The 14988-nt window shown below is 67.2% G+C and carries 10 protein-coding genes and 1 pseudogene; 5 read left to right on the forward strand and 6 right to left on the reverse strand.

All coding sequences use genetic code 11. From position 1 onward, the window contains the following. Window positions 1–69: 69 nt before the first annotated feature. Both U9979_RS15380 and U9979_RS15385 read left to right on the forward strand, forming a co-directional pair. Window positions 70–2235 (forward strand): SpoIIE family protein phosphatase, encoded by a 2166-nt coding sequence (locus tag U9979_RS15380; RefSeq protein ID WP_322779916.1) that lies wholly within the window; start codon window positions 70–72, stop codon window positions 2233–2235. A gap of 117 nt (window positions 2236–2352) precedes the next feature. Further along, window positions 2353–2760 carry an AAA family ATPase gene (locus U9979_RS15385; RefSeq protein WP_322779917.1) on the forward strand — a complete coding sequence of 136 codons (408 nt, stop codon included), beginning with the start codon at window positions 2353–2355 and terminating at the stop codon, window positions 2758–2760. Here U9979_RS15385 and U9979_RS15390 read toward each other — a convergent pair. Continuing rightward, window positions 2709–4667: a hypothetical protein gene (locus tag U9979_RS15390; RefSeq protein WP_322779918.1), complete on the reverse strand. Its 1959-nt coding sequence runs from the start codon at window positions 4665–4667 to the stop codon at window positions 2709–2711. The genes U9979_RS15385 and U9979_RS15390 overlap by 52 nt on opposite strands. A gap of 295 nt (window positions 4668–4962) precedes the next feature. On the opposite strand from U9979_RS15390, the gene U9979_RS15395 reads away from it, so the two are divergent. After that, window positions 4963–6234 carry a DUF445 domain-containing protein gene (locus tag U9979_RS15395; RefSeq protein WP_322779919.1) on the forward strand — a complete coding sequence of 424 codons (1272 nt, stop codon included), beginning with the start codon at window positions 4963–4965 and terminating at the stop codon, window positions 6232–6234. Between the two features lie 579 nt (window positions 6235–6813). Further along, window positions 6814–8097: a DEAD/DEAH box helicase gene (locus tag U9979_RS15400; protein ID WP_416220229.1), complete on the forward strand. Its 1284-nt coding sequence runs from the start codon at window positions 6814–6816 to the stop codon at window positions 8095–8097. A gap of 228 nt (window positions 8098–8325) precedes the next feature. Here the strand turns inward: U9979_RS15400 and U9979_RS15405 are convergent, their stop codons facing one another. Both U9979_RS15405 and dnaE read right to left on the reverse strand, forming a co-directional pair. Continuing rightward, complete coding sequence (locus U9979_RS15405; RefSeq protein ID WP_322779920.1) at window positions 8326–8535, reverse strand: hypothetical protein; 210 nt, start codon at window positions 8533–8535, stop codon at window positions 8326–8328. Between the two features lie 378 nt (window positions 8536–8913). After that, the gene (gene dnaE, locus U9979_RS15410) at window positions 8914–12471 is read right to left on the reverse strand and encodes a DNA polymerase III subunit alpha (protein WP_322779921.1); all 3558 of its coding nucleotides are present in this window, start codon (window positions 12469–12471) and stop codon (window positions 8914–8916) included. A gap of 244 nt (window positions 12472–12715) precedes the next feature. Here dnaE and U9979_RS15415 point away from each other — a divergent pair, with 244 nt between their 5' ends. Beyond that, window positions 12716–13255 (forward strand): IS66 family transposase, encoded by a 540-nt coding sequence (locus U9979_RS15415; RefSeq protein ID WP_322779922.1) that lies wholly within the window; start codon window positions 12716–12718, stop codon window positions 13253–13255. Between the two features lie 76 nt (window positions 13256–13331). Here the strand turns inward: U9979_RS15415 and U9979_RS25240 are convergent, their stop codons facing one another. The 3 genes and pseudogenes from U9979_RS25240 to U9979_RS15425 form a co-directional block, all read right to left on the reverse strand. Continuing rightward, the gene (locus U9979_RS25240; RefSeq protein WP_416220228.1) at window positions 13332–13760 is read right to left on the reverse strand and encodes a hypothetical protein; all 429 of its coding nucleotides are present in this window, start codon (window positions 13758–13760) and stop codon (window positions 13332–13334) included. After that, window positions 13735–14466: a DUF433 domain-containing protein gene (locus tag U9979_RS15420; protein ID WP_322779923.1), complete on the reverse strand. Its 732-nt coding sequence runs from the start codon at window positions 14464–14466 to the stop codon at window positions 13735–13737. The genes U9979_RS25240 and U9979_RS15420 overlap by 26 nt, the downstream gene beginning before the upstream one ends. Before the next feature lie 80 nt (window positions 14467–14546). Then, window positions 14547–14988: pseudogene (locus tag U9979_RS15425) on the reverse strand (hypothetical protein); the annotation flags it as partial.

The raw sequence follows: 14988 nt of genomic DNA on the forward strand, positions 1-14988 counted from the left end.
GCAAGCTGTAACATTCTGGCAAGATACTGGCCTGTTCCGTTCCCTTTGCTGATGCGCATCCGAGGTCTCGTGGTTGACTGTCGAGCCGTGTCGACACCGCCGTCCGATCCTGGGCGGACCAGCCACGACCTTCCACGCGACCACCTGGTCCCCGTGCGCAGGTCAGGCGACCGCGCGACCTCAGACTGCGCAGCCGGCGACCGCACAGCCAACGACCGCACAGCCAACGACTCCGGCCGGTCAGCCACCTGTGACGCGCGATCGTCCACGGACGCCGACGCTCTCGATCACCTACTGCTTGCGCTGGACGCCGCGCAGGTAGGTGTCTGGGAGTGGGATATCGTCGACGCAACGCTACGGTGGGATCGGCGCACCGGGGAGCTGCACGGCATCGAGCTGGACTCATTCGGCGGCACGCTGGAGGCGTTCCTGGCCCTCGTCCACCCCGACGACGTGCCGAACCTGCAGGCCCGGATCGCCACGGCGCTGGCGACCGGTGGCTTCATCCTCGAGGAGTACCGGGTGATACGCCCGGACGGTTCACCGGTCTGGCTACAGTGGCGTGGCCGGGCCATCACCGACACCTCCGGTCAGATTGTCCGTATCGCCGGAGTCTGCGCCGACACCACCGAACTACGGAGTGGGCGCGAACAGGCCGGCCGCGCGATGCAACATGTCAGCGACGGGGTGGCGGTCTACGACTGCGGCGGCCGGTTCGTGTTCGTCAACGCGGTCGCGAGTCGGCTGTTCGGCCGTGACCCCTCCGAGCTGATCGGGATGCCGATGTGGGAGGTGTATCCGGAGGTCGTCGGCTCCGCATTCGAACAGCTCTACCTGCGGGCCCTGCGGACGCAGGTCCCGGCGGAGACCGAGGGGTACTACGGGCCGCTGGCCGGCTGTTTCGAGATCCGGCTGTTCCCCGCGCCCGATGGTATGACCGTGTACTTCCGTAACGTCGACGAGCGCCGACGCGCGGAGGCGCAGCGCGCGGAACTGATCACCTCGCTGTCGTCTGCGCTGGACCGTGCCCGCAAGCTTTTCGACGTGACCGCGGCGCTCGGCCAGGCACTGACCGTCCCAGACGTCGCCGACGTCATGGCCCGTTCGGCGCGTCACGACCTCGGTGCCGACATTGCAGCGATCATGCTGGTCGGCGAGGAAGGCCGGATACGCATGGTCAGCCCGACGACGCAGTCCGACCGCGTCAACCACGTCCTGGAGCGGGTCTCCGGCCGGGCAACCGCGGCCACCCCGGAGGTCCTGCGCACCGCCCGTGCCCGCTTCGACGCGTCCCGCGCGGATTACCTGGCCGACTATCCGCACGTCCGCACCCTCCTTGAGGTTGCTCTGCTGGCCGGCATGGCACATATTCCCATGATTATTTCGGGGCGACCGATCGGCGTCATCCTGCTCGGCTGGACCACCGATCAGACCTTCGATGCCGATGAGCGGGCCTTCCTGACCACCCTGGCCGGCACCTGCGCCCACGCGATCGAACGTGCGCGCCTGTACGAGCGACAGCGTTCAGTAACTGAAGCACTCCAACAGGCGATCCTGCCGCGGCACCTACCGAACGTCGCCGGCGTGGAACTCACCGCGCGTTACCTGCCGGCGGGCCGGGACGTCGACGTCGGTGGCGACTGGTACGACGCTCTGACGCTCCCGGACGGCTCACTCATGCTGATCGTCGGCGACGTCGGTGGCCACGGACTGCGTGCCGCCACGGTGATGGCCGAGTTGAAGCACGCGGCACGCGCCTATGCCATGCTGGGCCAGACCCCGGCCGCGATCACCGGTCAGCTGTCGGCCAGCCTCACGGCGTCCGACGCGGAGGTCTACGCCACCGCGGTAGTCGCCTGTCTCAACGTGACCAACCAGCAGCTGACCTGGTCATGTGCGGGGCATCCACCACTGCTGCTGCTCGACGGCGCCGACGCGACCTTTCTGGAGGAGGTCCACGGCCCGATCCTCGGAGCCGTGGACAACTGCGCCTACCGGCAGGACACCGTGACTCTGCCGGCACGCGCACGCCTGCTGCTCTACAGCGACGGGCTGATCGAACGCCGGGACACATCCATCTCAGAGCGACTCGACTTCCTGTCTGCCGTTGCCGCCGGCTCCCACGCCATGGGCCTGGACGCGGCGTGCGACCGGCTGCTGGCCGAGGTCGCCGGGCCCAGCGGCAGAGAGGACGACCTCTGCCTGCTCGCCGCGGACCTCCTCGGCGATCAATAATCTCCCCGACACCGCCGTGAGATGTCAGGCGCTGGCGGCGCAAGGGCCAAAGGGTGCGCGACGATCGTCAGATCGCGCGCCCGGAGGCCGCAGTCCCCGGGCGCTGAAGTGTGAGTCATGATCGGCAGCAGACTCACGTCCGTGACGGTCGAGGGGTACACATCAATCCGCTCTGCGCGCGTCGAACTCGGGCGGCTGAACGTCCTGGTCGGACCCAACGGCGCAGGCAAGAGCAACTTCGTCAATGCGTTGGAACTACTCGGACGCATCGCCAATGATGATCTACAGCTGTTCGCCGACTCCGCGGACAACGTCACGCTCGCCCCAGACGCGGCCAATCTGACTCTTCACAATAGGCCGGAATTCGCATTCATGCGACTACCGAATGCGAGGTGGTCGACAGCCTGCCCTCCATTCGGGCGGGGCGCCGGATCATCCGCGCTCACCGCACCCGGACATCACGGCGCAGTTCGTCAGCCGTGGTGGACGTGCCACCACCAGGCCGCGGCGACGAGCAGGATGTAGGCGCCGACCACCACGAACCCGAAAGCCGGTGCCCGGGTGACCACGCCACCTGGCGACATCGGCAGATCTGCGCTCATACCCACGTCCGCGTTGGCCCGCGCACGCAACGTCATCATCATGGCGCCGGTCCGCTCGGCCTGTTCCCGACGCCCGGGAGACTCCCCCACCGGTGCGAACGGCCCGACCGCCACCACCGTGGCCGGTTCCCAGGCCAGCACAAGCCGGTCACCGACGAGTCGAGCGCCGTGCAGGCACTCCCAGGCGACGCTGTGGGCGACCATCGCGCCGCGAATGGTCAACCGATCATCGTCGAGGACCACGCGGCGGCCGACGGCGAACAGGCCGTTGGCCAGCAGAATGCCCCCGAGCCACGCGGCGGGCAGGACGTCCAGCCCGAGCAGCACGGCGATCGGCGCGCCGAGCAGTCCGCCGCCCAGCGCTGCCGCGCCGGCCGCCCGGTATCTGCCCGGCCCGCGTACGATGGCGGGCAGGTCGGGCAGGTCGGGCAGGTCGGGCAGGTCGGGCATGCCCGCATCGCCGCTCGCCGGTACCGGGCGGCCGGGCAGGCCATATGCGCTGTCGTCCGAACCCGATCCGGTCCGGGCTACCCGGGAGGTGCGGCCGCCTCGCACGAAGCGCCACCAGGTGCCCGGCGGCGAGCGGAACGTCCGCAGCGGAGCGGTGGGCAGCAGAACGTCATCGCAGACCGACTCTGCGGCGGCCGGCTCGCCGAGAACAGAATCACTGCCGGCAGAATCACCGATGACAAAGGCCGGCCAGGCGTCATCGTGCATCCCGCCGACCAGCGTGGCGACGTGCGCGGTGACATCCTCGCTGACCTCGCCCCGCCAGGCCCGCCCGAAGGCCCGCTCATCGGCCCATCCACCGGGAGCACCGAATTGACCAGATCCGGCAGGCTCGGACTCGGCCGTCCCAGCCGCCCAGCGAACGGGGACGACCGCGAGCGGCCGTTCGCCGCGCACATCGTCCGCGGCGTAGACGAGCGCGGCACCACGCTCATCCGTCATGATCCTGACCTGGACGCCACGGTGCCGACCGGTCACCAGACGGCGGCGCGCACGCCATCCGACGAACTCCCGCGACGTCAACGCGAGCGCGGCCGCGCCGGCACCGAACGCCCCAGCCGCCCACCCGCTCGGGTCATCCGGTTCGGCCACGAGGCGAACCCAGTCGGGATCACCCGGATCGGTCAGGACCCGTACGGACGAACCGGTCGGGTACCTACCGGCATCGGACACAACCACGGTGTGTCGTAACCCCGACGCAAGAACCACTGTGATCCGTCCATCGCCCACCGCGACGATCTGGACGCTCTCTACGCCGGCCACGGCGACATGATCGTCCTCAACGGCGCTCAGGTGGTCGTACCAGGCATACAGCCCGACCGCCACGGCAGTGAGCGCGGCCGCGGCCAGTAGTCGGGTTCGCCGGGGGCCGCCCGGGCGAACCCGCGGCAGGGTCACGGGCATGCCGGCCGGCTGATCGAAGACAGCCCGCTGGGTCGTCCGGACCCGCGCCAGCCAGGCGGCGACCACACCGCAGGCCACGCCATACACGGCAAAGGCGACCCGAGCGGAACCGTTGGTGTCGACGAGGACATCCGCGGTGCCGAACACGATCCCGGCGGCGGCGCCGGCTACCGGGGACCACCACAGCAGCACCGGAACGCCCAGCAGGGATGCACCGAACAGGGCCGAGCCCAGATCCGGCCCGCAGCTGTCCTGGTCGGTGGCTGAGCATGCGGGACCATTGCCGACCGTCGCGGCCAGGACCACGACGAACCACGCGCAGATCAACGCGGGAAGCACCCAGGCAGGGATCCGTGCAGCCCACCAGCTGGCAGCCCGACGCCCGTCCAGCGAGGCCGCCCGCAGGTTCGTTGACAAGTCCGTGCCCTCCGCACAACCCCGCGCGCCGGTGCGAGGAGTCAGCCGCTGAACATACGCCTCCCCCGTGCAGCGCCTTCGGCGATCACGCTCCACCAACAACCCCACCAGAGCCTTCGGCGCGGCACGGGGACTGACGGCTCGGTCACCAGGATGACCGGCAACCGGGTCTCGGACCGTCGCAGCCGTACGGTCTTTGGGAACGATGTGAATCTGGTGTTGTGGCAGGAGCATCAGATTCACATCGCTAAGAGCGCCTGGCAGTAGTGGCGTGACAACCCGTGAGCGGAGGATGATGCCTGCACGATCAGAACCCACGGCGGCCGGTGACGCCGAACTGCGGCGTGGGCTGCAGCGGATGCGAATGATCGCGACCGGCCTGCTGGCCTTCGTCGTGATCATCTATGTCGTGTTCTGGCGGTGGGAGACCAGCGGCGGGCCACCGTGGGCCGCCTATGTCCGGGCCGCCGCGGAAGCGGGTGCGGTGGGCGCCCTGGCCGACTGGTTCGCCGTGACCGCCCTGTTCCGCCGGCCGCTGGGCCTGCCCATCCCGCATACGGCGATCATCCCGAACCGCAAGAACGACCTGGGGCGAAGCCTCGAACGCTTCGTCGCCGAGAACTTCCTGGCCGAGCCGGTGATCCGCGACAAAATCGCGGGCCTGGGGGTGGCCCTGCGGATCGGGACCTGGCTCGGTGGACCCGGCCATGCCGAACGGATCACCGCGGAGGCATCCACCCGCCTGGTCGTGGCGCTCGCGGGCATCCGGGACGAAGTGATGGTGGAAGTGGTCGAAAAAACCATCCTGGCCCGGGTCATGGACCGCCCGTGGGCCCCGGCCGCAGGCACGGCGCTGGACCGCATTGTAGACAACGGACTACACCACCGTCTCGTCGACCTGGTTGCCGTCCAGGTGGAGACCTGGCTGCGCAACAACCCGGAAATCATGCTACAGATAGTGACCGACCAGGCCCCGTCATGGTCACCGCGCTTCGTGGATGAGGCGATCGCGGCCCGCGCCTACGCCGAAGCGCTGCGGTTCACCGGGGAGGTCCGCGCGGATCCGAACCACCGGCTGCGCCTGGCCCTGGACGACTTTCTGACCCGGTTCGCCGAGCAGCTGCGCACCGACCCGGGCACTGCCGAGCGGGTGGAGAAGTTCAAGGAACGTGTCCGCAACCACCCGGATGTCGACCTGCTGGTCGCAACCATGTGGAATACCACCAAATCCATCCTATTGGATATTGCCGGCGATCCGGACAGCGTCCTGCGGATGCGGATGGCCGACGAACTGCGGATGCTCGGTCATCGACTGACCACAGAACCACGGCTGGGCGCGGGCGTCGACGCCGCAGCGACCGACGTCATGGCGTGGATCGTCAACCGGTACCGATCCGAGATCACAGGCGTGATCAGCGAGACGGTCGCGCGCTGGGAACCGACCGAGACCGCGGCCAAGGTCGAACTCCATGTGGGTCGTGACCTGCAGTACATCCGTATCAACGGCACGGTGGTCGGCGCGCTCGCCGGGCTGGTCATCCATCTCCTGACAGGCCTGCTGCTGTGAGAGCGACCAGGGTGGCCCCGGCCCAGCGTGCGCGAGGTCTCACCTGCGGCCGGCGACATCCGGGGTGGTGATCGGTGTACGCTGAACCCGCTGGCGGCCACAGGCCGTCCATGGTGTGCGGTTTTCGAACCACATGCCCGAGGTCCGTGTGAGAGTAGGTCGGGGCGAACCCAAGAGGGTTCACTCTGATCATGCTTTGGTGACGCGGCCCGAGCTGGACGCACGACCGCTGCCACATGATCGCCGACGCATCCACGCGGCGACCTCGACACGACGGACGGATGAACCCTGTCTCAGCACGGTGACACTCAGCCCTCCCCTGCCCGCCGACGTTCCCGGCCCGCTCGCGGTGGTGGTGGCAGCGGTGGCGGCGGCGCCTACCGCGGTCGCGGCGGCCCTCGTCCGGGCGGCAAGCAGAACGGCCCGAACCGATCCGCGACTCCGCCCCGCCCGACTCTGCCGACCCGCGAGCCACGGCCACCGGTCAGCTCCTTCGCGGACGCCGGCCTACCGGCGGCCCTCGTCAGCGCCCTTGCCCGACAGGGGATCACCGCCCCGTTCGCAGTACAGGCCGCAACCCTGCCCGACGTCCTTGCCGGTGAGAACGTCCTCGGCCGGGCAAGCACCGGATCGGGCAAGACCCTCGGGTTCGGCCTGCCGATGCTCGCGGAGCTGTCGAAGAACCGCGCTGTCGCGCCGGGACGCCCCCGCGGCCTGATCCTCGTTCCGACCCGGGAACTCGCCCAGCAGGTCCACGACGCGCTGGACCCGCTCGCCCGGCCACTGGGCCTTCGGCTACGCGCGGTGTACGGCGGGACGTCGATCTCCCGCCAGATCAGCTCGCTGCGGCGCGGAGTGCACATCGTCGTCGCCACGCCCGGACGCCTTGGCGACCTGATCGAACGCGGTGCCTGCTCTCTGGAGGAGATCGCGATCACGGTGTTGGACGAGGCCGACTACATGTGTGACCTCGGCTTCCTCCCGGCCGTGCGAGCGCTGCTGGACGCGACCCCGGCCGGTGGTCAGCGGCTGATGTTCAGCGCGACCCTCGACCGCGAGGTGGAGGTGCTGGTCCGTCAGTACCTGCCCGAACCGGTGCTCGTCGCCATCGACTCGGAGACCGCGCAGGTCTCGACGCTGTCGCGGCACGCTCTCGAAGCCTCGGATCCGGCTGCCCACACCCGCCTGGTCACCGCGCTCGCCGGTGGTTCCGGGCGGACCCTGGTGTTCGCTCGCACCCAGCGGGGCGCGGACCGGCTCGCCGAGCAGCTCACCCGCTCGGGCGTCCCGGCCCAGCCGCTGCACGGCGGCATGGCGCAGAACGCTCGGACCCGGGCACTCGCCGGGTTCGCCGACGGCGCGCACCGGGTACTGGTCGCCACCGACGTGGCCGCTCGCGGCATCCACGTCGACGGCGTCGACATCGTGGTGCACGCAGGGCTTCCGAGTGATCCCAAGACCTACCAGCACCGCGGCGGACGGACGGCCCGAGCGGGCGCGCACGGCGCCGACGTGCTCGTCTCGCTGCCCGAAGAACGTGGCATCGTACGCGCGCTACTGCGTGCCGCCGGTAGTGACGCCCAGCCGGAAGCGGCCGACGCGGACGCCGAGGTCGTAGCACGCCTTGCCGGACCGCCCGCGCCTCGGATCCTGCCGCAGCAGCGGACCGCCTCGGCCGAGTCGGTCTCGGCCAGGGTGCCGGCGCAGGGACGGCCGTCCGGCGGCTCGCGGCGCGGCACGGACAAGCAGTGGGGTGCCCCGGCATCCCGCGGTGGTTCGGCATCCGGCCGCGGGTCCGACCAGCAGCGCCGCGGGGGGCGCCGCCAGGGTCCGCCATCCGCGACGACAACCGGTCAGGCCTGATCCGACCCGGGGGCAAGGCCAAAGGGCGTGCGATCATGGTTTCTCCCGCACGCCCGGCGGCCCCAATAGCGTAGATCCAGCCAAAGGGCGTGCGATCATGGTTTCTCCCGCACGCCCGGCGGCCCCTGTAATCTGAGGCAGAATATCGAAGGCCGCGGCACCGACTCGTTCGGTACCGCGGCCTTCGGCATAGCGTGCTCAGGCCATGGCGTGCTCAGGCCGACCTGTTCAGAGCCGGCTCGGCACCCCGGCCGCAACGGCCTGCTGTGCTACGCCCAGGCGAAGGCGCAACGGGTTCGCGACGGAACGCGCGATCCGCCACGGTTCGGACGCACTGTCCACCCGGCCGTCGACGTCCCCCTCCGACGTCCCCCACTGACCCGACCACGGCCCACGCGACTCCAGGTGAACCGATTCGTCCTGCTCAGACACTGGCAATGCCCCCTCCCACACAACGACGACGTGCATAAGCAACCCGTAATGGCACAACGCAGTGGCATAAAGTGATGACACGACGGGCGTGTCCGCATCCCGCAGACACCTGGCTACAAACCATATCGAACCCGACTCCGGGACGATAAGGCAGTCACGGGTGAGAATGTTCATCCACGGTCACAGCCGGCTCATACACAATGGCATTGACCGTTTGATGGGTATCCGGCGTGTCAAGCCGTCGATAGAACCCGGCCGGCGCAGCGCGGGCGGGTCGCGCGTGGGTCGCCGTCGGCCGGCAGTTGCTTCAGAGTCCGGGCGACCCAGAGTCCGGGCGACCCAGTGGCTGAACGACTGCGTGAGGGCCGTCTCGTCAGCTCGCGGTCACGAGGCGACGGCCTTCGCGCCGAGGAGGCTCTTGATGTCTCCCCAGAAGGCTCCGGTCGTGTCGACCTCGGGTCCGAGCTTGAGCAAGGAGGTCCGCCGCGGGCTCTGCAGCCGCAGGTGCACGGGGGTGCTGCCGGGATGGGTGGTCAGGATGTGCTTGAGGTTGTTGACGAGGTCCGGGGTCACCTTGTGAGTGGGTACCGTGAGGACAACAGGCGGCTCCGCGTCCGCACTGACACTCGACACGTCGAGCGTGGTGAGATCCTGTCCGAAGATACTGATGGCGCCGTCGCGCTCATTGAGCCTGCCCCGCACGGAGACGACGGCGTCGGGCACCAGCTCAGTGCCGTGGATTTCATAGCTCTTCGGGAAGAACAGAACCTCCACGGCGGCGTCGAGATCCTCAAGGGTGAGGATGGCCCAGAGGCTGCCGCTGGTCTTGTTAACCCGCCGATCGACCTTCGCGATCACGCCCGCTATGCGGACAGCGCCCTCGCTTCGGCCACTGTCAAGAAGATCAACGATTGAGATGTCCCGATTGCGTTCCAGGATCTTTTCGGCGCCCTCCAGCGGATGGCTGGAAACGTAGAGGCCGAGCATCTCGCGTTCCTGCGCGAGGAGTTCAGGGCGCGGCCACTCCGCGGCACTGAGATCGAGGTTGAGACCGATCTTCACCGGTTCGCCCTCGTTCTCGTCGCCATCTCCGAACAGACCATACTGGCCGAACGCCTCAGCCCGCTTAGGGCCGACGACGGCGTCGATGGCGACCTCGTGGACACTCACCAGCGCCCGGCGGGTGTGGCCGAGCGAATCGAAGCTGCCCGCCTTGATGAGGGAATCGACGGTACGTTTGTTACAGACACCGATCTCGACCTTGTCGAGGAAATCCGGGAACGAGGTGAACGCGCCCTTCTTCTGCCGCGTGGCCCTGATCGAGTCGACCACCGGCGCCCCGACGTTCCGAATGGCACCCAGACCGAAACGGACGTCGGTGCCGACCGGGGTGAAATACAGGGATGAGTCGTTGACATCCGGCGGCAGCACGCGGATCCCCATCTTGCGGCACTCCGCCAGATATACCGCCATCTTGTCCTTGTCGTCGCCGACGGAGGTGAGCAGGGCGGCCATGAACTCGGCTGGATAGTTGGCCTTCAGATAAGCCGTCCAGAAGGAGACGACACCGTAACCGGCGGTGTGCGACTTGTTGAAGCCATAGCCGGAGAACGGGAGCAGAACGTCCCACACCGCCTGCGCGGCCACCTTCGAGTAACCTTTTTCGTCCATACCCACCATGAACTCGGCATAGCTGGCGTCCAGGATCTCCTTCTTCTTCTTCCCCATGGCGCGGCGCAGCAGGTCGGCCTTACCGAGGCTGTAGCCGGCGAGCTCGCGTGCGATGGCGAGCACGTGCTCCTGGTAGACGACGAGATGGTAGGTGTCGCCGAGGATGCTTTCGAGTGCGTCCCGCAGTTCCGGGTGGATGGGCGTGATGGGCTTGCGGCCGTTCTTGCGGTCGGCGTACTCGATGTGCGAGTTCGCCGCCATGGGTCCCGGTCGGTACAGCGCCAGCACGGCCGCGATGTCCTCGAACGTGGTCGGCGCCATGAGACGCAGCAGACTGCGCATAGGGCCACCGTCAAGCTGGAACACCCCGAGTGTGTCACCACGGGCCAACAGCTCGAAGGTGGGGACGTCGGCCAGCGGAAGGGTCTGGAGGTCGAGGTCGATCCCGCGGTTCTGGCGGATGTTGCGGATCGCGTCGTCGATGACGGTGAGGTTCCGCAGGCCCAGGAAGTCCATTTTCAGCAGGCCCATGTCCTCGCACTGCGGGAACGGGAAGCCCGTGATGATGGCACCGTCGGCGTCGCGCCGGTGGATCGGCAGAACATTCAGCAACGGTTCGGAGCAGAGAATGACCCCGGCGGCGTGCACGCCGGTTCCACGGGTGAGTCCTTCCAACCCGCGGGCGGTATCGATGACCTTTCGGACCTCCTGATCGGTTTCGTAGAGGCCGCGAACCTCCGCCGCCTCGCTGTACCGCTCGTGTTGGGGATCGGTGATGCCCGACAGCGGGATGCCCTTGCCGAACACGTCCGGCGGCATCGCCTTGGTGATGCGGTCGCCGAGGGAGTAGGGGTAGCCCAGGACGCGGCAGGAGTCCTTGATCGCAGCTTTTGCCTTGATGGTGCCGAAGGTAAGGATCTGGCAGACCTTCTCCTCACCGTATTTCTCCGTCACGTAACGGATCATGTCGCCGCGACGGCGTTCGTCGAAGTCCAGGTCGACGTCGGGAGGGGTGACCCGTTCGGGGTTCAGGAACCGCTCGAAGATCAGTTTGTGTTCGATCGGGTCGAGCTCGGTTATCCCCAGGACGTAGGCGACCATCGAACCGGTGGCCGAGCCGCGTCCCGGCCCCACCCGGATACCCTTGTCGCGCGCCTCCCGGCAGATGTCGGCGACGACCAGGAAGTAGGCGGGAAAACCCATCTGGTCGATCATCCGGAGTTCGTAGTCGATCCGCTCGCGGACATCCTGCGAGGGGTTGGCGCCGAACCGGTGCTCCACTCCTCGGGCGACCTCTTTGTACAACCACGACAGCTGGTCCTCCCCGGCGGGGACGGGGAAGCGTGGCATTCGGTCGACAAAGGTGAACACGTCGTCATACGGTTCGACCCGCTCGGCGATCAGCAGAGAACTGTCGCAGGCGCCGGAAACCTGACCGTCCCACAGCTCCCGCATCTCGTCGGGGCTCTTGAGGTAGTAGCCGTCTCCGTCGAACTTGAAACGCTTGGGGTCGTCGAGTGTCTTGCCGGTGCCGACACACAGCAGCGCGCTGTGCGAATCCGCCTGATCCTTGGTGACGTAGTGGCTGTCATTCGTCGCGAGCGGCGCCAGATCCAGCTCCCGGGCGATTCGCAGGAGTCCGTCGCGCACGCTGCGTTCGATGGCCAGGCCGTGGTCCATCAGCTCAAGGAAATAGTTCTCCGCGCCGAAGATGTCCTGAAAGGTCGCGGCCGCTTCCAGCGCCTTGTCGAACTGACCCAGGCGCAGCCGGGTCTGGACCTCACCGGAGGGACAGCCCGTTGTCGCGATGATTCCGACGGCGTGTTCGGAGATCAGCTCGCGATCCATCCGAGGTTTGCGGTAGTAGCCGTCGAGACTCGCCAGGCTGGAGAGGCGAAAGAGGTTCCGCAAGCCGGTCGCATTGGCGGCGAGCATGGTCATGTGGGTGTAGGAGCCGCTACCGGAAACGTCACCGCCTTCCCCGTCGGGGTCGGCGTTACGCTGGCCGCCCTCGCCCCAGAAGATGGGCTTCTTGTGGAAACGCGATTCGGGTGCGATGTACGCCTCGATACCGATGATCGGCTTGACACCGGATTTCTTCGCAGCTTGCTGAAACTCGTAGGAACCGAACATATTACCATGATCGGTCATGCCGACCGCGGGCATCCCGAGACGGGCCGCCTCGGCACACAGAGAATTGACCTTGGCCGCACCGTCCAACATCGAGTACTCGGTGTGAACATGCAGATGGACGAAGGAATCGCTAGCCATCGGTCCCCTTTCTTGCCCTACCCTTCCCTGAACTCTAGCGGCGCCTACCGACGGTCTCCGCCGGCGGCACAGTGGCACCAGCCTCAGCGGGTACGGGGCCGCCGAACGCTCGCGGAAGGTGACCGTCCCTGCCGATCGCTCTACATCGACCGCAAGGCCGGGGTGGGGGTAGCGAGGTTTCGTACTGTGGCCGCTCCTCGGCGAAGGTCATCCGGGCCCTGCACCCGTCCAGTACGCGACGACCGTGGCCTGCCGTCCGTCCACAGCTGGGCGCCGGGCACACCCGGGCCATGCCGCCTTCGACGCCTTCGGCCTGTTCAGCCGTTACACCGGCACCCTGGTGTGCGACGACTACGCCAGCTACGACGCGTACGAGAAGATCCTCACCGCGCGCCAGCTGTGTAAAGCGCACCTGATCCGTTCGGTTCGGGGTGTCGCCGAGGCCGAACCCGGGCTCCAGGCATGGGCGACGGCGATGATCGAGGTGCTGCGTGCGGGCCGGTCGGCCGTCAGTGCGGCCCTGGCCGAGGGCCGCACCTGCCTGACCGGCGGTAAGATCGAGCAGGTCCGCGCCGCCTACCTCGAACAGGCCGCAGCCGGGATCGCCGCCAACAAGGACCGGGTGCACCACCAAGGGTGGCCGGCACCCCGGATATGTGCTGGCCAAACGGCTCCACGCCATCCCACCCATGCACGCCATCCCACCCATGCACGCCATCCGTACCGCCCTGGCTGGCAACGCATGGACACCCCTACAGGCCGTCACCACAACCTGACCCCGTAGCTGGTTACGGTACAGGCGCTCTATGAGCCTGTTTTGAATCTTGGGCTCGCCCGGACAGAGGATTCAGACCAGACTCTTAACGATGTGAATCTGATGCTCCTGCCACAACACCAGATTCACATCGTTCCCAAAGAACGCCCGGCAACAGTCCCGCGACGGAAAGAATTGCATCACGATTAGCAATTATGCGATCAGCCATTTGTGGGCCTGTCAGGTTCTGCCTGGCGAGGGCGAAGCACCGAGCCCGCGACTCAACTATCGCCTTTCGTATCAACCCATCGAATCGCATCGCCGTGTCGTTCGTCAGGATCGCCATGTTGAGAGCTGAGACTTCGGGTATCCACTCGTGATCCTTAGCCGCCTGGGACTTCTCCGTGCCGTAGTGCTCCTGCATGACCACAACCACGAATCCGGCCGCGCGTAATCTGCTTGGAACGATTTTTGCCCCGAGATCACGGTCGGTGAAGAAGACCGGTGGTTCAGGCTGTGTATCGGGCCGCGACATCTATCGCGTCCGCGATCTCGTCGAGTGGGATCCCATAGTCATCAGTCAGGTCCTCGATGCTCTCACCGGCCTGGTGACGGCGTAGGACGGTCTCGACTCGGACCCCGCTGTGGAGGAAATACGGGCGCCCGAAGTTCATCTGCGGATCAACCGCGATCAAGGCCGTGTCGTAACCGGGCAGCTGGACCCGCTCGCCGAGATCGTCGTCGGCATAAGTAATGAGCCTCAGGTACCTCTGCACGACCTCGGTAAAAACACGCTGACCGCTGCGGAGGCTGACCAACTCGAGGGTTCGACGCGCGGCCAGCGGATCGGCGTCATTGTGGTGGGCATAGTCCCACAGCAGTTCGGCCCCGACGAGGTACAGCCGCCTGCATGCCAGGGCATGCTCGATGCCCACCTCGGCCCGCAGAAAATCGAGTGCCGGGCGGATCTGTTGGAGAGGAACGTGAGCCTGCCGGAATGCGGCGAGAACCATCCCCTCGGTCAGCCCCACGAACGGCACCGACGGTCCGTTCTTATGGGCAGGCCGCAGCGATGTGACCACAGCCTCTTTGGTGACCGCCCGACGCCCCTCAGGCCGCCGTACGTATCCTCTGGCCCAGGTGGCGAACGTCGTGCGCTTGAGCGCCAGGTATCGAGCGGCCTCCGCGACGGTGTAGAGCGGGACGGTCAGCCGTACATTGTCGGCTGCTGTCGTACTCATGGGCCGATCATGACATATCGACGGTTGATCGTGATCCTGCGGCGCGCCGGCTGGTCTGTCAACCGCTGAGGGATCACGGGTCACACCTCGTAGATCTTGATGACTTCGTCGCCGTAGTGGTTGATCGCCTTGACCGCGATCCTGTCGGTGTCGGGTTTGGGGAACGACTCCCCGTTGTACGCCGTGTCGACCATCCACAGCGCGATGCTGGGCGGGCCGTCCGAGCGGATATCGTCGGTGGTCGGGTCATACACATCGATGCCCCGGATGTCGACCACGAGCCCGTCGGGCGTGTGCGCGATCTCGATGTCCGGCTCACCGAACACGGTGAACAGGTTCGCCGCACCCGTCTTCTTCAGGAGGTCGTGGCCCTGGCCGCGCAGCGCCTCGCGGGCGGCATCCTTGATGAAGCTCGGGCTGACCGTGCCGTGCCGTACTCCGGGCCGATCGCGACAGCCACGTGCTGCGGGGTGCCCGCGTCGGCATCCCGGCGGGTACCGACGGCCGGGCCTGTAGAAATAA

It is taken from the genome of Protofrankia sp. Cas4 (assembly GCF_963555915.1).
Taxonomy (GTDB): domain Bacteria; phylum Actinomycetota; class Actinomycetes; order Frankiales; family Frankiaceae; genus Protofrankia.

Coding starts and splice junctions, on each gene's coding strand:
- U9979_RS15385 (WP_322779917.1), top strand. CDS start 2,353: ATGATCGGCAGCAGACTCACGTCCGTGACGGTCGAGGGGTACACATCA.
- U9979_RS15395 (WP_322779919.1), top strand. CDS start 4,963: ATGCCTGCACGATCAGAACCCACGGCGGCCGGTGACGCCGAACTGCGG.
- dnaE (WP_322779921.1), bottom strand. CDS start 12,471: ATGGCTAGCGATTCCTTCGTCCATCTGCATGTTCACACCGAGTACTCG.
- U9979_RS25240 (WP_416220228.1), bottom strand. CDS start 13,760: ATGTCGCGGCCCGATACACAGCCTGAACCACCGGTCTTCTTCACCGAC.
- U9979_RS15420 (WP_322779923.1), bottom strand. CDS start 14,466: ATGAGTACGACAGCAGCCGACAATGTACGGCTGACCGTCCCGCTCTAC.